13 protein-coding genes and 1 pseudogene are annotated in these 20,796 nt (G+C 40.2%); 1 reads left to right on the top strand and 13 read right to left on the bottom strand.

Annotated features, from left to right (window positions below):
• Positions 1 to 13: 13 nt before the first annotated feature.
• From ACRD6K_RS03850 to ACRD6K_RS03905, 12 genes are all read right to left on the bottom strand, one after another.
• Positions 14 to 3,451, bottom strand: coding sequence for a TonB-dependent receptor (locus ACRD6K_RS03850; RefSeq protein ID WP_430972153.1), 3,438 nt, complete (start codon positions 3,449 to 3,451; stop codon positions 14 to 16).
• Positions 3,452 to 3,537: 86 nt separating this feature from the next.
• The gene (locus tag ACRD6K_RS03855) at positions 3,538 to 4,695 is read right to left on the bottom strand and encodes a FecR family protein (RefSeq protein WP_430972154.1); all 1,158 of its coding nucleotides are present in this window, start codon (positions 4,693 to 4,695) and stop codon (positions 3,538 to 3,540) included.
• A gap of 67 nt (positions 4,696 to 4,762) precedes the next feature.
• On the bottom strand, positions 4,763 to 5,317 hold the full coding sequence (locus ACRD6K_RS03860) for an RNA polymerase sigma factor (protein WP_430972155.1): 555 nt from the start codon (positions 5,315 to 5,317) through the stop codon (positions 4,763 to 4,765).
• A gap of 209 nt (positions 5,318 to 5,526) precedes the next feature.
• Complete coding sequence (locus tag ACRD6K_RS03865) at positions 5,527 to 6,222, bottom strand: vitamin B12 dependent-methionine synthase activation domain-containing protein (RefSeq protein ID WP_430972156.1); 696 nt, start codon at positions 6,220 to 6,222, stop codon at positions 5,527 to 5,529.
• Positions 6,209 to 7,102 carry a CobW family GTP-binding protein gene (locus ACRD6K_RS03870; RefSeq protein WP_430972157.1) on the bottom strand — a complete coding sequence of 298 codons (894 nt, stop codon included), beginning with the start codon at positions 7,100 to 7,102 and terminating at the stop codon, positions 6,209 to 6,211. Before ACRD6K_RS03870 ends, ACRD6K_RS03865 begins: the two co-directional genes overlap by 14 nt.
• Positions 7,102 to 8,448, bottom strand: a complete 1,347-nt coding sequence (locus ACRD6K_RS03875) for a uroporphyrinogen decarboxylase family protein (protein ID WP_430972158.1) — start codon at positions 8,446 to 8,448, stop codon at positions 7,102 to 7,104. The genes ACRD6K_RS03870 and ACRD6K_RS03875 overlap by 1 nt, the downstream gene beginning before the upstream one ends.
• A gap of 3 nt (positions 8,449 to 8,451) precedes the next feature.
• Complete coding sequence (locus tag ACRD6K_RS03880) at positions 8,452 to 9,120, bottom strand: corrinoid protein (RefSeq protein WP_430972159.1); 669 nt, start codon at positions 9,118 to 9,120, stop codon at positions 8,452 to 8,454.
• Positions 9,121 to 9,607: 487 nt separating this feature from the next.
• Positions 9,608 to 10,633 (bottom strand): uroporphyrinogen decarboxylase family protein, encoded by a 1,026-nt coding sequence (locus ACRD6K_RS03885; RefSeq protein WP_299577995.1) that lies wholly within the window; start codon positions 10,631 to 10,633, stop codon positions 9,608 to 9,610.
• Positions 10,634 to 10,659: 26 nt separating this feature from the next.
• Positions 10,660 to 12,051: a hypothetical protein gene (locus ACRD6K_RS03890; RefSeq protein ID WP_430972160.1), complete on the bottom strand. Its 1,392-nt coding sequence runs from the start codon at positions 12,049 to 12,051 to the stop codon at positions 10,660 to 10,662.
• A 42-nt stretch (positions 12,052 to 12,093) separates the two neighbouring features.
• Complete coding sequence (locus ACRD6K_RS03895; RefSeq protein ID WP_430972161.1) at positions 12,094 to 13,446, bottom strand: sugar porter family MFS transporter; 1,353 nt, start codon at positions 13,444 to 13,446, stop codon at positions 12,094 to 12,096.
• On the bottom strand, positions 13,443 to 16,991 hold the full coding sequence (locus ACRD6K_RS03900) for a glycoside hydrolase family 38 N-terminal domain-containing protein (protein ID WP_430972162.1): 3,549 nt from the start codon (positions 16,989 to 16,991) through the stop codon (positions 13,443 to 13,445). The genes ACRD6K_RS03895 and ACRD6K_RS03900 overlap by 4 nt, the downstream gene beginning before the upstream one ends.
• Positions 16,988 to 18,262: an AGE family epimerase/isomerase gene (locus ACRD6K_RS03905; protein ID WP_430972163.1), complete on the bottom strand. Its 1,275-nt coding sequence runs from the start codon at positions 18,260 to 18,262 to the stop codon at positions 16,988 to 16,990. The genes ACRD6K_RS03900 and ACRD6K_RS03905 overlap by 4 nt, the downstream gene beginning before the upstream one ends.
• Before the next feature lie 88 nt (positions 18,263 to 18,350).
• On the opposite strand from ACRD6K_RS03905, the gene ACRD6K_RS03910 reads away from it, so the two are divergent.
• Positions 18,351 to 19,256: an AraC family transcriptional regulator gene (locus ACRD6K_RS03910; protein ID WP_299577990.1), complete on the top strand. Its 906-nt coding sequence runs from the start codon at positions 18,351 to 18,353 to the stop codon at positions 19,254 to 19,256.
• A gap of 647 nt (positions 19,257 to 19,903) precedes the next feature.
• Here ACRD6K_RS03910 and ACRD6K_RS03915 read toward each other — a convergent pair.
• Positions 19,904 to 20,796 (bottom strand): annotated as a pseudogene (locus ACRD6K_RS03915) (hypothetical protein).

Here is a 20,796-nt window from a genome sequence, read left to right on the forward strand (position 1 = left end):
TATTTTTTTGTGTTTAGAATGATAGTTGCAAGCCAAGGTTAAACACTTTCTGGATAGGATACCCAAGTCCGTTACTCCCCATTTCCGGATCCCAAAGCTTAAAATTACTAATAGTATAAAGGTTTGTTCCACTAACATATAGCCTGAACTGTTCTGCGCCTATCTTGTTGCATAATTTTTGAGGTAACGAGTAACCTGCTTCAACTGATTTTAAGCGTAGGAATGAACCATTCTGCATATACCAAGTACTTACCTGTGTATTATTTTCAACAATATGATTAGCCAATCTTGGCCATAATGCATAAGGATTTTGATTTTCTTCAGTCCATACGTTATTTGCATATACCGACAACAGGGCATTATTACTGGCAATGGAGCCATTGCCGTCAACATCTACAAATGGAGCAGTTGCCCGTGGGTCTATCCAGAAGGAAGATCTGGCTGATCCCTGTAAAAAACAAGAGATATCAAGATTTTTCCATCCTGAAGAAAATCCAAATCCATAAATAATTTCAGGAACATTAGGGTATCCTAATGGAACCTGATCTTTAAAGTCAATAACATCATCGCCATTAATATCTTTATACTTAATATCTCCGGCTGCATACTCGCCAAATTGTTTTGGAGAGTTTGCCACTTCATTATCATCAATAAATAGCCTCTCTGCTATATATCCCCATCTTTGCCCCAATGGCTGGTCAACTCTTGACAACCATGGCGTTTTACTATAGTCAGGCTCTTCGTAAAATTTAAATTTTCCACTGGCATAGACAAAATTTCCTCTAACTGATAACCATGTGTGGTCATTAAAGTAATTCTGATAATCGAAAGACATATCAATTCCCTCACTATAAGCTTCTCCTACATTGGCTCTTACCTTTGCTTCAAGTCCCATTTCGACAGGGATATAACTTCTATCCATTAGAATGTTACTTCGGTCTTCCCTAAAGACATCAACCAGTAAATTAATTTTTTCAAATAGCCCAATCTCAACGCCGATATTTAGTTTCCGGGCAGTCTCCCAAGTGATATCATTATTCTTGTATCTATTTATTGATACTCCCGTTTTACTATAAGCAAAACGCTCTCCAAATGATGCTCCTCCTGAATTCATATTAACCTGCGACAGGTAAAAGAATCTATCAGAAGCGTCGCCAATAGCATCATTACCAACAAGCCCATATGTTCCTTTGAGTTTCAGGTTGGAGACAACTTTTTTCAAGTCCTGCCACATGGGTTCATTGGAAATAATCCATGCAATTCCTGCTGATGGAAAGAAACCAAAACGTTGTTCTTCAGAAAAACGCTCTGATCCATTATATCCAAAGTTAAATTCTCCAAAATAGCGTCTATCAAAAGAATAAGTAAAACGTCCAGATACTCCCATGTTTCTGTATGGAAGAGACTGCTGCAATCCTCCTGCATTAGCCTGAAGGCTTTGCCTCATCGTACCTACGACCAGCCCGTTGATATTATGTTTTTCTCCAAATATTCGATCGTATATAAGAGCTGCCTCTCCATAAAATACTGAAGTTACATTCTTTTCCCCTTCGTTATAACCGAGGTATTCAGTTCCAGTTTCAGGATTTATTGGATCTAATGCGTACTTGTTTTTTGTTTTGTCATAACTTCTTATCTGGTAATAGTATGGATTATAAAATCTTGATACATCAAAAAATGAGTATCTGGCAGTATTCCCCATTGCTCTTGCGGATAATCCTTCTGTTATTCCTGATAAATTCTGCTTAACCTCTATTTGTGCAATAATATTGGCTCTACTATATTCTTTATACCCCTTTACCATATCTGCATATGGGTTGATATAATTCCCAGATCCGTAATTACCAAACAGTATATGGTTCGAATAACTGTTTGCCTCGTCGGGCTCATAAAAAGCAGGGAACAGTACTGGATTGCTTCTCATCACCTTATTATATAGTCCGCTACCGCCATCAATAGGACCAGTGTAGTCATCAAAAGAAGAATTAAACCGAATTGCTGTCTCAGTGCTTTTTGTAATATTTATATTAATATTAGAGCGCAATTGAATTTTTTGAAGATTGATATTACTGTTAAAGTTATTTCGCTTATCAACATTCAGCATGCCATTATCTTGAGCATATGTCCCTGCAACGTAGTAACGAGCAACCTTACCTCCTCCACTAACATTGAAGTTTAATCGTGAGTTAACTGTATTCTCTTTAAACAAGACTCTGTACCAGTCCGTTACTGGATACACGTTCGGATTTGTACCTGCGATTGTATTATTAACCTTTTTTTCAGGGTACGGAAGAAAACCTAAAGGATCTCTTGTCCTGACAGCTTCATTATGTAGCTTCATATATGTTATTGGGTCAGCAAGCTCTACCTCCTGAACAGGAGAAGATACTGATCGCTCAAATCTTAAAGAGACTTTTGCTTTACCCTCCTTGCCTTCTTTGGTCGTTACGTATATAACTCCATTTGCCCCCCTTGCTCCATAAAGCGCTGTTGCAGTCGCATCTTTCATAATTGAAAAACTAGCAATATCATCCGGCTGCATACGGGCTAAATCATTCGATGACATTTCAACCCCATCAATCAGAATAAGAGGTGATTTTGCGTAACCAAAAGTTGTTACCCCACGAACAAAGAACTCTGCATTATCCTGCCCCGGCTCTCCGCTACGTTGATAAGAAATAATACCGGAGATCTTACCCGCCATTGCGGTTGTCAAGTTACTCGACGGGACTTTTAGCTCAGAAACATCTACTGTTGAAATTGAAGACAATACACTTTCCTTTTTTTGTTTTCCAAAAGCGACAACAGTTACCTCATCCAATTCATCAGTTTTAGAATGCATAATAAGGTTGATCTCCTTGCTATCCAATACTGAGATTGTTTGATCTTCCATCCCGATAAAAGAAAACCGAAGCTTATCTGTTGGTAAAACAGAAATCTCAAATTTCCCATTGACATCTGTGATTACTCCTCGAGTTTCCCCCATCACAACCACTGTTACACCCGGCAATGGAGCTCCGGTTTCATCCAAAACCTTTCCAATTACTTTCTTTTCCTGAGTTTCTTCTGTGACCGATTGCATTGGTTCTGGATTTTTTCTTTCTCTAAGAACCACGGTCTGATTTATGACCTCATAACTATAGCCGGCCAATATAATATACTCTTCTAGAAATTCCTCAATCCTAATGTTGGTTACATTAACATCAATCTTTCTTTCATTCACAAATAAATCCGATCTGTAAATAAATGAGAAATCACTTTGCTCCTCGAAAAGCTTAAACACATCTTCGATTCTTGTGTTTTCTATCTTCAATGAAAGTTTCGTATTTTGAGAATAGATACTTGCATTCGACTGAATTACAAACACAAAAAGGAATAAGAATAGAAATTTCATACGCAGTAACATGACCTTGCATTGCCTGTAAGGCAAAACATTCCAGTTTTTTTTCATAGTTTTGATTTGAGTTTTTAAACAGTTAGTTAAAACTTGCTTTTAAACAAGCCAAGCGGTAGGTATTAGCGGTACCTATCGCTTTTTTAATAAATAATTACATTTTTTTCATCTACTTTAATTTTTACTTCATTAGTCCTTTCAATTATGGTTAATATATCTTCAAATTTATCTGTACGCTTAAGTTTGCCACTAAACTTAAGATTTCTAGCTTCGTTTGTTTTAAATAAATATGTAAAATCATACCACCTCGACAAAACTGAGATCATTGTTTCAAGCGTTTCCTCCTCAAATATATAATTCCCATCTTTCCAGGCTGTTACTTTCCTCAAACTCACTTCTTCAATCGAATAGTTATGACCAAACCTATTCACAACACACTGATATCCCGGCTCCAGAGCTACATTCTCATCTGATTCATTAATTCTTATTCTTACCGAGCCATTAACCAGAGTAGTTTTCGATTCACTTTCATCTGGATAAGAACTAATATTAAATGAAGTTCCCAGAACCTCTATGATCTGACCATTAATTTTAACTCTAAATGGTTTTTCAGAGTTATGCTTTACCTCAAAATAGGCTTCGCCAATTAACTCAACCACACGCTCATGTTCGCCAAACTGCAAAGGATAGGTCAAAATTGTTTCTGAATTCAACCAAACCTTGGTCCCGTCCGAGAGAGAGAGAAAAAACTCACCTCCTCTCGGAATATTTAAAGTATTATACTTTATTTTCCGAGATTTCGACTGATAAGAAGTTGTAGATTTTTCTTTTTCATAGCTTAATTCCGATCCAGAATTGGAAATAATGGTCCCATTCTCCTTTAACTCGACATTATAGGATTCACCAAGATTGTGTTTTGAACCATCTGACAAAATCAAAGTTGCTTTAGTCTTTCCGGGGCCAATCCGAACATTCTTTTTGGCGACAGACTCAAATTGCACAACTTTCGAAAGAAGAAACCCAGCAGCAACAATTCCAATAAAAAAGGCTGCAACCCGACCAACACGAAGTATTTTAGGGACCACAAATATTCTATAGGCAACCTTTTTCTTGGCTTTTTCGACATTAATCTCATCATCATTATATGTCGACCCCGATTTAAAAAAATAAAAAAGTTTGTGATAGTAATCTTTATTTCTTGAACTTTTATTTATCCAAGCATCTAATTGCTCATCTTGCTTAGCAGATATAACTTGATGCACTTTATTCCAGACAATGCCAATATCAAAAAGGTCTTTCATCCCAGTAATGTCAATTTATATTATCAGGACACGACCCATTATAAAAGGTTGACAAGAAATTACAAAATCATAAAAAGAATTTAATACTTGTCGATTTAAGGAGCTTCTCCTTAAGGATCGTTCTTGCCCTGAATAATTGGGTTTTTACGGCACCATCAGTAATATTTAAATCCGCTGCAATTTCTTTTATCTTCTTCCCCCCATAATATTTCTCACAGAAAATTTCAGCCATCTGAGGTGGAAGGACATTAACAACTTCCCTGATTAAATCAAAAATATCAGAATCAATGCAATCAGATCCAGCCTCAGAATTTATCAAAGATTCGATGTACAGAACCTCATGCCTATCCCTAACCCCTCTGTCTCGTATCTCATTCAGACACAAATTCTTAATGGACTTAAAAAAATAAGCCTTGAGAGATATTTTGATATCAATATTCTCTGAACTAGTCCAAAACATCACAAAAAAAGATTGAACAAGATCTTCACTTGCATGAAGATTTTGAAGGTACCCTTCAGAAAATTTTACCAAAACAGGATAATATTGCAAGAAAAGAAGCTCAAATACATCTCTGTTCCCTTTCCTTATTTCATTTATCAATATCTTATCTTCAATATTCATATGCTCAATGTGCAAAATTCAAGGAAAAATCAGACATTCATGCTTTTATCTATTTAGGAGACTATAACAGGAAGCATAATCATTAACTAAATCCAATAATAATCCAACGAAAAAAAAATCACTCACCCCTATAAATATTCAATTCTATACGCAATGCTACAAATATTGATACCTCAATCTTCAAGTTCGTCAACCCATGGGCATGACAACTACTTCTTGTAAAAACAATTCTTCATTTGGCACAAGTCACATTGGTACTCCCGAAAGTGTACATCCTTTCCAATGCCAATCACTCCACTAATTGATTTGACTGGATTCATTAGTGATGAAGGTGTCAAACTTACTCCGCTAGGACTACCTCCAAGCAAGCGAAAGAGTTTGTGCTGATCAGACACGTCCCAGTGGCAATACCCGGGACTGTAGCGATTGGTAATGTTACAACCATCCTTTTTAACCCTTTGCCTGATCAGTTGCTGCAGCTTATCTCCCACTGCTTCGGCAATGGCGCCTCCCAAAATATCATAAACATAGCCCAAAACAGGGTCTTCTCCCTTGAGCATGGAAACAGCTTTATTACTCAGTGTAGCCCCGGCAGTGCAAACAAAAAAAGCCAGTTTTTCTGCGCCTTCAAGTTCTTTACGTATCGTTCTTCCTACTTTAAACTCAAGGTGGTTAGCCAAAATTGAAGATCTCCGGCCCACAAGTTCAACTTCCTCAATAATCTGGTAAGTGCCTCCAATATCTTTCAGATGGCTGCAATCCCGTATGGCCTCCTCCAGGTAACTCCCAAAAGGCTCAGGCAAACGATCCGAACTATAGCCCAATAGCTTAATGATCTGATCTCGATCAATAACGAGGTCTATAAAATGAAATTTGAGTTCAGTTGCTGTTTTAACAATGTTCATCGTATATGATTTGAAGATTTTCCTTTCCCTTAAATGCTCCAATCAGCACCAATTCTCCAGACCCCTTAAATGAGGGCACCTCCTGAAAAGTAAACTCTAAAAAAACGCCCTGTACAAAGATAGCTTGTCCATTTTTAAGTTTCAGAAAACCCTTAGTGCGAATACAATCCTTTTTTATTCGATCGATAAATCGGCTTAACTGCTCAAGATGAATCCCTCGATGACCTCGAATAACAACGGACTCCACATCAGGCCTTCCTAAGGCACCTTTCTGATCATCAGGAAACAGGTTTAGTGCCTTTTTGAAACCAGAAGTAGACACACGTCCATATTCTCCTTTCAACTGGCGGGCAAAAGGATTGACATGTCTAATCCAAGTTGCAATTTCTTCGGTGTCATTTCCAACAAGATCCGTTTTATTGATAATGATGGTATCGGCGCAACGCAAATGATGCTCCATTCGCAACCTTAGCGATGGCATCCGCTTAAAGTTTAAGGCATCAACCAAACACCACACATGCTCCAGGTAGATTTTCCCTTTCAACTGTGACGATTGGAAAATCTGCCCTACCCCTGTCGGATCGGATAATCCAGAGGCTTCCATGATCAACATATCGGGTTGATATTTTTCGACGAATTCATTCAAAGACTTGATAAACGAACCCAGAAGACACACACAAAAAACCGAACCATTATTAATCTCCAACACCTGATAACTTGCATCCTGTTGAAATTTTCTTCCATCAATATTGATGGAAGAAAATTCATTCTGAATAATTGCGATATTACTCTTTGAATCCGAATTTTTAAGATAATGATGTAGGAATGATGTTTTACCACTTCCTAAAAAGCCGGTTATTAAATGCAAAGGAATGCTCATTAGCCCATGACATTTTTTATGGCTTTCACTATTTCCGATTTCCGAGGAATCTGGCTGATAAATTCAGCTTTCCCATTAATACAGGTTGTTGGGACATTCTGCACACCAAGAGCCATCATCATCCGGATACCATCCACATCCTTGATTTTATGCTCGTTCACTTCTACATTCCCCGCAAACTCGCTCGCCGCCTTCCTAACAGCTTCAACCATATACTGGCAAGGAGCACAGGAAGCTGAATCGAGCGTGATAATATCAACAACTACCTTTCCTTCAATCCAATGCCCTTCCAGGTTAAGGGGCTCCAGCGATGAGACATGTTCCATCTCACGGGTTACCTGCCGGGCATATTCATTATGAACCTGCTCGGATACTGCCTGCAAATTGGCAATGGGAGTATCCATTGGCAGGTCGCAACCTGGCGCCAAGATAAAACCTTTTGTTCCTCCCAAGTCCAGACAATCCACCGCTTCTTTTTTCGAATCCAATTCATTACCCAAAAGCAACACACTGGTCAACTTCAGGTTTCCACCAAAGCTAATCCCTTTCTTTAGTGCAATTTCTTTGACATAATCCAGTGGAATGTTCTCGTCTATTGAAATATTATCTGGACGACAGTCAAACATCACTTCAATATTTTGCTGTGCATGTCCGCATACAAAAAACGAACTGTATTTTTTCTTTGCCCGAACAAAATCAAATATCTGACTTACATAAGGGCTAACAAAAGTTTCAAACGACATGGGATCAATCTGACTGGTCATCGGATCCACCACGGCGATAACATCGCAGCCAGCATCCAATAGCATCTCCGAGTGTTTAATTCCCACCTGAGTACAAAAATCCATCAATTCATTCACGTAATCCGGATCTTCAAATAATTTCATGAAGATTTCAGTGCCTAAAAGATGTAAGGCTAAGGTGAATGGCCCGGTGATTAATCCATACAGTGCGACGTCAGGGTATTTTTCCCGAAGTTCACGTGTAGCTTCCAACACAATCGGGAAACGTCCATCCGATTTTTCAGGAAGACTCAATGAACTCAGCTCAACGCCATCGGCTAAAGGATGCGACACCACTGCAGGCGGATTCTCTTTACTCCAAACCAACTTGCATCCCAATATCTCAGCTTCAATCTGCAGGTCGAATACCACCGGAATACCATCCGGCTGATACAATTCAACGGCCTTACTAATTCCGTCAACCACCCGGTCAGCCGATTTGAGATATTCTTCGGCATCAACACCAACCAGTTTTCCACCATGCACGCCAACAAAGGGAACCCAAGGGATCCGGTCGACTTCTTCCATTCGGAAAACTTTTTCAATACGCTCCAATCCATTCATAACTTAGGCAACTTTAGTATTCAAAAACTCAACAACTCCCTGTGGATCTGCCGAATAATTATCTGCTCCAATTTTATTGCAAAAATCGTTGTTCACGGGGGCACCACCAATGGTAACTAACGTATCGGGAAGCGCCTGTTTTATCTCTTGGGTTATTTTCTCCATATTGACCATCGTCGTAGTTAGCAAAGCTGACAATCCAACCACTGCCCCCGGATTCTCACGTAAGGCTGCAATAAATTTAGCTGCATCGACATCGGTTCCCAGATCTATTACCTTGTAGCCGCTTCCTTCAACCATCATAGCTACCAAATTCTTTCCGATATCATGCAAATCGCCCAAAACAGTTCCAATAATGAATGTTCCTTTTTGTTTGGCAGCCCCTGACAGAAAGTGAGGCTTTAAATGGAGCATGGCCGTCCCCATCGCTTTGGCCGACATCAAAACCTGAGGTACAAAAACTTTATTTTCGCGGAATTTAACTCCTACTCTTTCCATCCCGGGCATCAGTCCCTGAGTCAAAACATTTTGAGGGTTTATTCCTTGCGCAAGGGCTTTTGCAGTCAGCTCATCGGCACCTTCCTGTTCTTTCATTTGAGGAGGAAATGGGGATGCAAGGTTTATTTTTCCGAATTCAATGCAGTCGGATAATTTAGATAATATGTCACTCATAATATTCAGATTTAGTTTTTATTTACAATAGTCGTAACATTAAACAACTCAAAAAAAGTACGATCTTTGAAAAAGATGTAAAATCTTACTTTGCTAAAAATCATTGTTGTCCGGCAACCCGGAATATTTTTAATTGTTCCTTTTCAATTTAATGATTCACAATATTCTTATTTTTTATTTTCAAAAGTAAGTCCCATCTATTTCGAGAATTTCAAATAGTATTTCAAACAGATTAAGAAGAACTTGCAGCCCAACATGCTGATTACTTTGAGAAAGAGCAAACTGAAGCTAAAATTAAGCTTTTTATAAAATGGTATCCATCATCATCAGACAGCAACTGAAAAACTACATTAATATATATCCTTCCCTCGAAAATCCAGAGAAAACATTTATTATGTCAATAATAAGATGAATACAAATATCAACATTTGAAATTCCATTTTGTATTTAAACAACTTCATAATAAACCTCCAATAAAACTATATTATCAAAAGCAATATTCTCTTGCTGTTTGAATCATTCTTCTTAAGTTTTCTTCTGGGGTATTCGAAGGGATCGCACAACCTGCATTCAGAATAAACCGATTGGTTTTCGAGAAGATATTCATCAATTCGATGGTTTTCTTTTCAACCAATTCAGGGCTTCCCATTGCCAGCACCGAACTTGGATCGATATTTCCAATGAAACAAGCATCGTCATGAAATACTTCAAATGCCTTATTCACATTGGTTTTGTAGTCAAGCTCGAATGCATCGGCACCAGTTTTAAACATGGCTTCAATAATCGGCTCGGTATCTCCACAAATGTGCAGAGTGTAAGGCAACTTGCATTCGTGAGCAACATCTACCACCCGTTTTTCAAAAGGCATGGCAAACATTTCATACATCTCAGGGGAAATCATTTCCGGACCGGCAGGACTATCACCATTCGATACCATGTCGCAGCCTGTTTGAGCCATCAGGCGAATAAACTGACAACTAATGTCGGAGCAATATTCCAGTAGTTCCTGAATCATTTCGGATTCTTCCATCAGCATGTCCAGCATCCAATTCTGGCTACCACGCATCATGCTAGCGAGTGAAAAAGGAGCTTGATCGCAATTGCCGCGCACGAATATCTCATTACCGAAATGTTGCTTGATCAAACTTACCGCTTCGAGCCAGTTTTGCACATAGCGATAATTTTCAATATTGACCTTTTTCAACGATTTCACTTCGCTTAAATCATTCAGGTTTCCAATGGCAGACCTTGCTGGTTCGTGCTCCGGAAAGTCAATCGGCACACCCACTGCTCCAGCTAACGTAACGGTATCCAAATCAACCAAAACTCCATCAAATTGATATTTTTCAACCGATTTAATAAAAGTGTCAGATACAACTTTGGGATTTTCCCGATAAGTTGCCATGCTCACTCCGGCCTCTTCAGCCGCCATCATAAAATTATGCAGCATTACCGGTGTTTTATCCGGCTTTTCTCCCTTTAGAGCTGCCTGTATTCGTTCATATCCGTTCATTCGTAAAAATTATTAAATTATATTTCTCATAGCAACTTAATAGCTGCTCCCAGAGCATCCATTCCTATTGATTGGCAAACTCCGAATTTGTTTTGTTCTTTCATCTTCTTCAAATCCCACTCAATAACATCGTCTGCCAGTCCCCATTGTTCACGGAATTGTTCAATGTATATCCGATCATTTTCAGCATTTGTAAACTCTGGTTGAAATTGATTGTTAGACTCATCGCGGGTTTGCCAGATGGCCTCAGTCGTTGCCAGAATATTTTCGGAAAGATCAACACCAAGCAAAGCTCTTTCTTCCGGTGATCCGATGTAGCGCATCATAATGCCTCGTCCGGCCAAATAATCGTTTCCGTGAGCTGGACCAAAACTTGATAAACATGGGGCTTCACGGATAATTCCATCTTTCTTGCTAACCAGAGCTGTATTAATTCCTTCTCCAAGCAACTGGATAAGCGCGCGAATATTTTTTTCATATGTGAGTACGTCAAAAGTTGCATCGATATTATTTGCGGCAATCCATGCTGACAGCTCTTTTCGTACCGCCAGCATGTCGGTCAGTGCACCAATCAACATCCCCTGATCACCAGTCCAAACCCAGCCTTTAGCCCAAGGCGGGTGAATTTTTTCCATATAATCCGACCCCTCAAATTCAGCCATCGGGCGCTCTTGCACCAACGCTCCTTCGCTGCTAAGCTTTTTCAGATACTGATATTCTTCCAGTTTAAACCATTCATCGAACCACAACCATTGACGGTAAGCCATATCGAGGTATTTTTCGTTGTCACTGATATCTTCAGTCAGGCTTAAACGATAAATGCGCGATGAGAGCAAGAACAACAACACATTGGTTACTGTATTTTTCACCCCTTTGCTCACCCCTTTGGCATCGCCATTACGGCATCCATGAGGAACAGGCAAAGCGGTTGTTGTATGATCATAGGCATTCTTTTTTTTATATTCCCAACACAAATCAGTTGAAAGTTTCAGGTATTTCTCTGCAAGTTCTAACTCACCCATTTTCTGAAGGTGTTTACGAGCATTCAGCCCCATTAGTCCCCACCAGCCAAAATCGTCGGCCCACAAGTCACCCGGATCAAAACGGTTAAAAAAGGTCAGATTCTCTTCCAGCATTTCTTTTACCTTCAGTTGCATTTCTTGAGATTTTGGTGCTTCAGGCCAACGTTGCAGCACAGCATCAACAAAGGAGAGGCAGGCATCGAAGGTATTTCCCCGTTTCCAAAAATCGTTGAAGTTCCATATTTCAGAAAAACGATCGAAAGCTGCAAATGCTTTGATCTTTAGTTCTTCTTCGAGATTACTGTTATCTAAACTTTTGCAAGCTGTTAGCAGATCGGAGCCAATCATAAGTGTAGCAAAAGTTCCGGTTAATTTTATAAAATTTCGTCTTTCCATCGTTTATTTTTTTGAAGGATAAAAGATTCAAGTTTTGAATTATCAGCAAAGTACTTCTTTTTCAATTTGCTCAAGCGTTTTCCCTTTGGTTTCAATCAGGTTTCTTTTCAGATAGAAAAATCCGATCAGGGAAACTACTGCTAAAAAGATAAAGGCATAGCTCATGCCCAGCTGCTGGGCAGCCAGTGTGGAACCGAATAATCCGATAACCACAGGAAACAAGAAATTAAGAGTAGCACTAACCATCCAGTTAGCAAATGACCCCATAGATGCTCCCCTTGCACGTATAATGTTCGGGAACATTTCGGAAAGCAACACCCAAACGACCACTCCCTGCGAGGCAGCAAAGAATGCAATATAACCAACCAATAAAGCCACTAACCAATATCCGGAAATATTGCCTGAAAGCAGTCCGTAGCCAAACAAGCCAAGCACAACGACCATTCCCATCTGACCAAAAAGCAAAAGCTTTTTTCGTCCTACCTTATCAATCACCAACATGGCAATTAGTGTAAAGATTAGGTTTGTTGCCCCCAAAATAACACTTTGTGCCATTGAACTGTCGGCAGAGAAACCTGCAATCCGAAATATCTGTGATGAATAGTAAAATACCACACCAATCCCTGTAAGTTGATTGAATATGCCAACAAAAATTCCGATGAAAATAATTTTCCGATAAGGCTTTTTGAATAGCTGAATTCGCTTTCCTGTATTTTCGTTATGAATTGATTCCTTAATTTCGCGAATGGTTTGTTCGGTATCAATTTCGTGCATCGAAAGCTCTTCAATAATTGCCCGGGCTTCGCCAATGCGCCCTTTTTTCACCAGCCAACGAGGACTCTTCTTGATAAAAAGAAGCATCATAAAAAATGCCACTGCAGGAAAAGCACCGCTAAAAAGCATCCAGCGCCAGTTGTTCTCTCCTATATTCAGCAACATATAATTGGAGATGAGCGAGAGCAAAATTCCAACGACAATAGCTAGCTGAAAGGTGGAGGCCAGCATGCCCCGGTGCTTTGGAGGTGCAATTTCTGAAATATAAACGGTGCACAAAACCGACGAAGCTCCAATAGCCAGCCCCCCAATAAAACGAGAGATGATAAACATACTGATACTGGACGCGAGACCACATCCGGCAGATGAAATAAAAAACAAAACGGCCATGATTTGCAACAAGCGTTTAGCTCCAAAAATATCGCCTGGTTTGCCAATCAAGATGGTTCCCAAAATGCAGCCAATTAAAGCCGAACTAACGGTCCATCCCTGCAAGGAGGGGCTGAGTTCAAAATAATTAACCAGATCGACCATTGCCCCATTAATAATCACAGTATCGTATCCAAATAGCAACCCACCCAATGCCGCAGCAAATGTGGAAATCAGAAGACTTTTATTCATTTTATTTCGTAGTTTATTTTGAAGGTTTCAATCGCATGGTGTCCCAACTTCAGATGTAGTCGGTTGTTTTGCACCGGAAGTCTTTCACCTTCTGTTTCAATCAAATTGGTCGTTTTTGCTTGGCTTATTTTTTTGAAGCTTTCAAGATCAACTGTTTTATCGGTTCCTTCCATTTCCGCGATCCGGATAACAACATCATTGCTGTCTTCAGCTTTTTTTACTGTCGAAACCAGTACGTTCTTCGAGTTGATTTGGAAAAAGCTCAACGACTCGGGCAGGCTTGCACCGGCATATGAGTGATCAACCCATACAGCTTTCAACGTTTCGTTTGCAGCACGACCAAAGTTTGCACCATTTTCCCAGCCGGGTTTGTGCGAAGTAATGGAAAACTTAAACGAGTGATTCCCGGTTTGCAGATATTCATTGCCTTCCCAATGGCAACTTCTTCTTGATGCAAACAATATTGGTTGCAAAATCTGATTTGCAAGAGGCTTATCGGTGGGATCAATCCAGTCGGCCACTGCTACCGATGAGCTCAGGGTTACCCCAAACCGGGCGTTGCTAGCGCTGATCCAGTTTTCGATGCCACGTGGGTGAATCGTTTTACAAATGGTTGTATAACGTTCGCCGGCTGCTCCTTCAATCTCGTCTTCACCCACTATAACCACGCCAAAGGGCACTTCGTAAGCCACTTGGCCATCGGTCATGTTTAGCGGCAAAGCCATACGGAATTCGCGGTACAACACACCTTCCCAATTCAATATTTGAGTTTCGAAATCAATACGTTTTTGTTGATTAAAAACGACAATTCGCTGTTCGACTACCGCATGCCGTATTTTTTGGCGGTACTTATAGGTAGTCGAAACCGCGCCGCTTTCTTCAATCTCCCAATTGGTTTTGTAGTTTCCGGTTTTATCGAATCCCAGCATGTCGGGTTTTTGAACATCAATAAATTCGCCGGCGCCATTGCCTTCCGAGTGCATGGTGAAAATTTCACCAGCTACAAATTTATCAGAATTGACCAGCTCCTGATTCAGATCTTTATCAAAAATAGAAGCAAGGCCACCATTAGCAAAGCGAAGTTTGTAAAAACGGTTTTCTACTTCCGGAGAAAAGACCAATGTTTGAGTCGCTAATTCTTCTGTATTATTTTTCAGATAGAAGGTTTTGTAACCTATAGAAGGAACTTCTTCGGCAATAAAATTTAGAGTGGCCGATTGGATCGATCCATCCGAATAGTTTTTCACATTTATTAACTGAAGATCAATCTCCTTGCCGTGTGTATCCTGAAGTTGAAGTCCCAAAGCTTGCGATTTTGCAAAACGCACTTCAATCGAAACCGGATCCGTTCGGTCGGTATTCATGCTGTTAAATACTACCAAAGGACGGCCCATCGTGCTTTCTGTTTTTATTTTCGCAGCCAATTCGTTCAAACTTCTATCCACAATTCTTAAAGCCTCAGCTTTGGCAAATTCATATTTCTGATGGAAATAAGCATCGGTAATATCCCCTTGCTTGCCGCCCCATCCGTGGTCGGGATAAATTTTGGCTTCCCAGGCATTGCGCAATTCCGTTTCCGGGTAATTGACGAACGAGCCATCAACCAGCGCATTGGCAGTGGCAAATTTTTCGGCCATAGTTAGCAAAATATCACCCTCACGACTTGCTTTCAGTGCTTTTTGATGCCCGGGACCATGAATATAAAGCCACACATTGGGGCGTTCACCACTAATGCTTCCAAGTTTTGGTTTTTGAGCCATCAAAGCATCAAAGAACTCGGGCGCTGATGCAATCTTTATCGAGGGAAGCTGTACCGGAACATACTTCCCTTTTTCATTTTGAAGTTCTTTTATATTCGACCAGTTGCGCACTAAACTGCTGTGATCAACTGCCGGACTCATGTCGTTATCCGACAATAAAGGAATTACCGGACTTTTTGTTTTCAGGCTGTAATATTTTTCCCAGTCGAGAGAGCTATTTGCCAGAAACTGTGCCGACTCGTGAAAATCGCGTTGCAGTGCTGAAAAAGCATTTCCGTAATGTCCAGGAGTAAATGTTGTAACAAAAGATCCATCGGGACTATACCAATTGAACAAACCACGCTCGTGGCGGCTAATCATCATGTATTTGGTGCCTGCTTTGCGCATCATCTGCATCATTTGCGGAGTGCGTCCTGGCACATCTTCGTTCCAATAAACAGTTGCATCGTAATTAAACTGATCTTTCAGCCATTTGGCTCCAAAATAAAACTGACGTGCCAGTGCTTCGCCCGAGTACATCTCTTCATAAGGCTGAATGTAGGTTGAGCCACAGGAAATACGCCCGTCAGCAAGCATCTGCCTGACCAACTCCTTCTTTTCAGGATGCCGCTCAACAAATTCTTTCAGCATCAGCACATCTTCCACATCGAAGCGGTAACTTTTGTCTTTCTGTCCCATCTCGAAAAGCGGAGCTAACAACATAGTGTCGCGCTCGATGATACATTTCTCGGGCGAATCCATCCAGGCAATATCCTGGTGGCTCGAGTTCATAAGCAATATTTGTCCATCTCCCAAGCTCGACTTCGAGAGTTTCAGCAAATCGGAAACGGTATTGGGTTTGTAATTTCGGCGCGCAGTCATCAGTGTCTTGCCGCCATAGGTTTTACTTTCGTTCAGTAAAACAGCTTTTGCCAGCAAGCGAGTCGATTTGAAATCTTTTCCCAGCGTATCAAGCTTAAACACTTCGCCCATTGGGTCATTCAACGCAAAAGCTTTATTTTTTGCAGAAAGCGGGAGAGTTAATTCGCCAATGGCAAAACCTTCCTTTTCGCTTAGTTGAATCGTTTTTGTTTTCTTATCAGAACGATACTGAAGAGTTTTGCCGGCAAGCGTGAAGGGGGCTTTTAACTGTGCCGTAAGCTTTTTTGCGTTTTCACGCAGCTCGATCTCCATCCAAACATCGTACTCAATCGAGTTCTGCAGAAATGAAAGAGCATCGGTGGCCTGATAAACAATGATCCATGTATTGTCTTTGTGTGCCCGTCCTTCTATTTTAATCGTTTGGGCGGCTCCCTTTCTCAACCAATCGGTTGGGGCAATCATCGACATGTAACCGTGCGCATCGTTGCTGTGGTCGGTTTCGAGGGTGATATACGAAAGTGTTCCGCCATCGGCAGTTTCCAGTTTCCAGTTTTTTTGTCCCGATGAAGTTATTTCAAAGCGTTTTTCTCCGTTTACATACACATCGAAAATGTGCTTGTTCGATGTTAAATCGATAGCCGCAATCCATAAAAAACCGGTGCTTTTTTTATTCCAGTTTTCCGGCACAACAGCGGTTTCCCATTCAATGCCCATTTCCCCATCGGTGCAACGGGTAATCAATGATGCAGATACATCGTTACGAAAACTGTGATAAGTAAACTCGTTACCTCCGATGTTTTTCTGAAAGCCCTCGAACCAGTTGCTTGATTCGGTTGCCAATTTTTTCAGTGAATCATCCTGCGCTTTCAGTTGAAAGCCAGTCAATAAAATAATTAGTGTAACGACAATGTGGTTTAGTTTCATGATTGAGGTTTTTGTTTACTGCTTATCATCTTTTCAATTCTCGAAATCAGTTCCATCATAGCCCGCCCATTGTGGTATGGGCACTTCCATGGATCAATTTTCCAATCGTTCCGGTAATATGGCGAAGGATCGTCTTTCGGCTCAATAAGATACGGAATTCCCATACGATTTACCTTGGTGAACCACTCTCCGTTTTCGTGATCAATGATATACTTATCGATAAAGTTCCAACTCAATTTGAGCTTGTCCCAATATTTTTTATCCGAAGTCAACTCCAGCCCGTTCATAAAGGCCACCACTGTTTCGGCTTGCGGCCACCAGTGCTTGTTGGTACGTACGTGGCTGCCAAAGCGAGTCGATTCCAGAAATAATCCGCCATCCTTATCCACTCCCACGCGATCAACACGATTCAGCATTTTTACTGAAAGTGGTTTCATCTTTTCAATAATTTCCTGATCACCCAAAATCTCAGCAGCTTCCCACAGCAACCACGAAGCTTCAATGTCGTGCCCGAATGAGCAAATTGCTTTCGAAGATTCTGTTTCGTTAAACGCTTCATCAAAGAAAATTCCCAGATGCCCGTCTGGTCGGATAATTTTTTCGATGAACAATACCAATAGTTCTTTTAGTCGTTTTTCGACTAACTCATCTTTGCAAATTTTATAGCAGGCGGCGTAAGCTTCCATGATGTGCAGGTGCGTATTCATCGACCGTGGCTCGTTATTATCGGCCATCCGGTTTTCGGAATACACTTGCCAATCGCAGGTGAAGGCCTCAAGGTAGCCTAGTTGTTGTTGATCTTTGGCTTTTTCTTCCAAAAAAGAGAAATAGACTTTTATTTTTTGAAGAAGGTCATCCGATGGGGCAAATTCGTAATACTTGCTCAAAGCATATAAAACAAATGCTTGCGCATAAGTGTGCTTAATGGTATCGAGTGGTTTATTTTCAGAATCAATACTCATGAAATATCCACCATACTGCGAGTCTGCAAAATCATTTTTCAGAACCTGATATGCACGGTGAGCAACATTAGCATACTCTTCATTTCCAAAATCTTTAGCAGCTTCTGCAAATGTCCAAAGGATGCGGGCATTCAATACGCATGATTTGGGAGCATTGAGAATCGGATTTCCATTCAAGTCGGTTGCACCGTAAAAACCGTCTCCATCAGCTTCAAGACCAAACTTTATCCAAAAAGATAAAATATTGTGATGCAGCTCGTTTTGAAATGCTTTTTGGAGGGTACGCATTTCAGGAATTAGTTTATTCATGGTTTTTTTAGTAAGAATTAAAAACAAAGAAATCGTTTTGCAAAATCAAAAAATACTATAATTTTACACTGAAAGATATTATACAAACATGCACTTTTTCTATTCACGAACTGACAGTGACGCAGCAGGATTTGAACTTCTGCGGGAGTTTCCGTTTATCAACGACTTTGGTTTTGAAGAATACAAAGACATTCGTCAAAAACCATTGCAAATGCATTATAATGAAGGAATCGAATTGTGTTATGTCACCAAAGGAAGATACGAATGGATTGTTGGGGAGCAAAAATATTTGCTTCTTCCAGGCAATGGTTTTGTAACCTGTCCGTGGGAAAAACACGGTAGTCCACGCGAAGCTCTTGATTTGGGAGAAATATTCTGGATGGTTATCAAACCTGAAACTTTCACCGAAAACGGACAGTTTTATCTGGGTAACTGGTCACGTTTTTCTGATTGCGAAAATCAAGTAGTTGGAAATGTGCTTTCTCAAAATCCGAAGCACATAATTCAGAAAGCCCAACTATTTAAACAGCTTTTTATACAACTGCAACAAGAGCTTGAAACAAAAGAATTCGGGTATTACCAGCGAGTTTGCAATTTAGTTGAGGAATTTCTGATCAACACAGTGCGCATCATCCAAAACCGCGATAGTCTTTGGATAGAGAACCGCAAGTGGTTTTCAAATTTCGATGCCATGCTAAAAAGTAAGCTTGCCAAAAAATGGACCTTACAGGAAATGGCCTGCATGAATAAGGTAGGTATTACCACATTAACCCAGCTTGTAAAAGAACACACGGGCTACACGCCTGCCAATTATTTAATTTACATACGACTAGAAAAGGCAAAGCAACTATTAACAGATCCGGTGCGCACACTGACCAGTATAGCTCTGGATTGCGGTTTTTATTCATCGCAGCACTTCTCATCCACTTTTTCGAAATGGGAAGGAGTTACACCAAGTGTATTCCGCATGAAAAATCTAAGCAAACAACTTTAAGCTGTCGAAAATTTAGATGAGAAAAGTAAAATCGATATACACAACGCGGCTTACCAGACAGCCTTTATCTCTGACCTTGTAGTGCATAGCATCAATGGTAGACAATCATGTAAAGCGATTCAAATGGGCGGCTTTGTCACGCTTTAACCTGTAGAATGATACGGTCGGCTATCTCGTTTAATGTAGAATTTGAGATGTCGAAATCGTAAATCTCTTTGATTTCATTGGAGATGTACAGAAAACTCATCCCAGCCCTATAATCCAATTATTATAGGGGCATGGTTTTTTACCAGTTTCGGTTCCAAGCAGCACTAGCGTTCTTGTGTTGTCGTAATTTCAATTTCTTTCGAATCAGTTTTGAGTGTTTTGCTTTTTTTCATTACGATTATTGTCTAATAAATGCTCCCAATCTCCCAAATGGGAACTCATCTCCCCACCAAGAGCACTTTCAATAAACTCTTTCAGTAATAGGTGCAAAAATACCATCTTTTCCAGTTAGAGATTGCCCATTGCGTAACTGCCCTAGGGCTTTGTCACTCATCGCTTCAAATTCTACGCTTTCCATAATTTCTCTATCGGCACTAAATTAATATTATTAAACAGAGCTTATTTTACAGTCTCGATACTTGGCTAAACATTCAGGTTCCTTATGCATATCCACAAATCATGGCTATTTTTTCATCATTTTTTTTTATAAACACTCGATTTCTTTTTGCAACTCCAAGCTGATCAATCCCTTCGTATTTGCAGTTACAATTTCCTCTGTTGTACTTATTGGCATGATGCACATTCATCATATTTCTGCCATTAACTACTACCTCTTTGCGTGGCTTGGGATTGTGTTCATATTTATATTTCCATTGATCGTTCGGGTTATATGGTTCCGCAGGACTAACAATCAAAGCAAACTTATTAGTCACTTCTTCTCCTTCTTGCATCGGCCGGTAGCCGCTGTAAGCCGTTGCCTCAACAGTTTCATTTTTCGTATCAATTCTAAAACCGCCATTTACCCCATTGTACCATGACCTGGGGTGATTAAGTTGATACAAATTCAGCAATGATCCATGATATGAACCTCCGCACAGTTCACAGTGCAAACTTCCTTTCGCATTTCCTAACCAAAAACTTTCTTCTTCCCTGCGCCATATCGATTTACCAAATTCAGGAGTATAGCCCTCCATTCTTCCCATACCTATCATATATTCTGCAATATCTTTTCGATACGGAATCTCCAACCTGATGTCTTGCAGGTGTATATTCTTTTTTGCTGTAACAATACAATCGTAACTAAGCCTTCCGTCAAATTCCATTGCCCCCTTACAAGTTAATCTAAGGCTTTCATTCTCTGAAATAGCTTCACAGGCAACAATTCCATTTTCCCTTTTGTGTACTGAAACGATTTAGAGTCCAAATTAAGAACCTTATTGTTTGATTCGATGGTAAACTGAATTGCACCATCCAGTGCATCATTTTCCCATGCCAATACTTTTTCTGGTAATCCTGCCTGGTTTAATTCTATATCCCGGGCAAGACATGACAA

Origin of the sequence: Sunxiuqinia rutila, from assembly GCF_050589705.1 — a bacterium.
In the GTDB taxonomy this organism is placed as follows: Bacteria; Bacteroidota; Bacteroidia; order Bacteroidales; family Prolixibacteraceae; genus Sunxiuqinia; species Sunxiuqinia rutila.

Excerpts from the sequence above, each read along its gene's own strand:
- ACRD6K_RS03850 (WP_430972153.1), bottom strand. The coding sequence starts at position 3,451 with ATGAAAAAAAACTGGAATGTTTTGCCTTACAGGCAATGCAAGGTCATG.
- ACRD6K_RS03855 (WP_430972154.1), bottom strand. The coding sequence starts at position 4,695 with ATGAAAGACCTTTTTGATATTGGCATTGTCTGGAATAAAGTGCATCAA.
- ACRD6K_RS03860 (WP_430972155.1), bottom strand. The coding sequence starts at position 5,317 with ATGAATATTGAAGATAAGATATTGATAAATGAAATAAGGAAAGGGAAC.
- ACRD6K_RS03865 (WP_430972156.1), bottom strand. The coding sequence starts at position 6,222 with ATGAACATTGTTAAAACAGCAACTGAACTCAAATTTCATTTTATAGAC.
- ACRD6K_RS03870 (WP_430972157.1), bottom strand. The coding sequence starts at position 7,102 with ATGAGCATTCCTTTGCATTTAATAACCGGCTTTTTAGGAAGTGGTAAA.
- ACRD6K_RS03875 (WP_430972158.1), bottom strand. The coding sequence starts at position 8,448 with ATGAATGGATTGGAGCGTATTGAAAAAGTTTTCCGAATGGAAGAAGTC.
- ACRD6K_RS03880 (WP_430972159.1), bottom strand. The coding sequence starts at position 9,120 with ATGAGTGACATATTATCTAAATTATCCGACTGCATTGAATTCGGAAAA.
- ACRD6K_RS03885 (WP_299577995.1), bottom strand. The coding sequence starts at position 10,633 with ATGAACGGATATGAACGAATACAGGCAGCTCTAAAGGGAGAAAAGCCG.
- ACRD6K_RS03890 (WP_430972160.1), bottom strand. The coding sequence starts at position 12,051 with ATGGAAAGACGAAATTTTATAAAATTAACCGGAACTTTTGCTACACTT.
- ACRD6K_RS03895 (WP_430972161.1), bottom strand. The coding sequence starts at position 13,446 with ATGAATAAAAGTCTTCTGATTTCCACATTTGCTGCGGCATTGGGTGGG.
- ACRD6K_RS03900 (WP_430972162.1), bottom strand. The coding sequence starts at position 16,991 with ATGAAACTAAACCACATTGTCGTTACACTAATTATTTTATTGACTGGC.
- ACRD6K_RS03905 (WP_430972163.1), bottom strand. The coding sequence starts at position 18,262 with ATGAATAAACTAATTCCTGAAATGCGTACCCTCCAAAAAGCATTTCAA.
- ACRD6K_RS03910 (WP_299577990.1), top strand. The coding sequence starts at position 18,351 with ATGCACTTTTTCTATTCACGAACTGACAGTGACGCAGCAGGATTTGAA.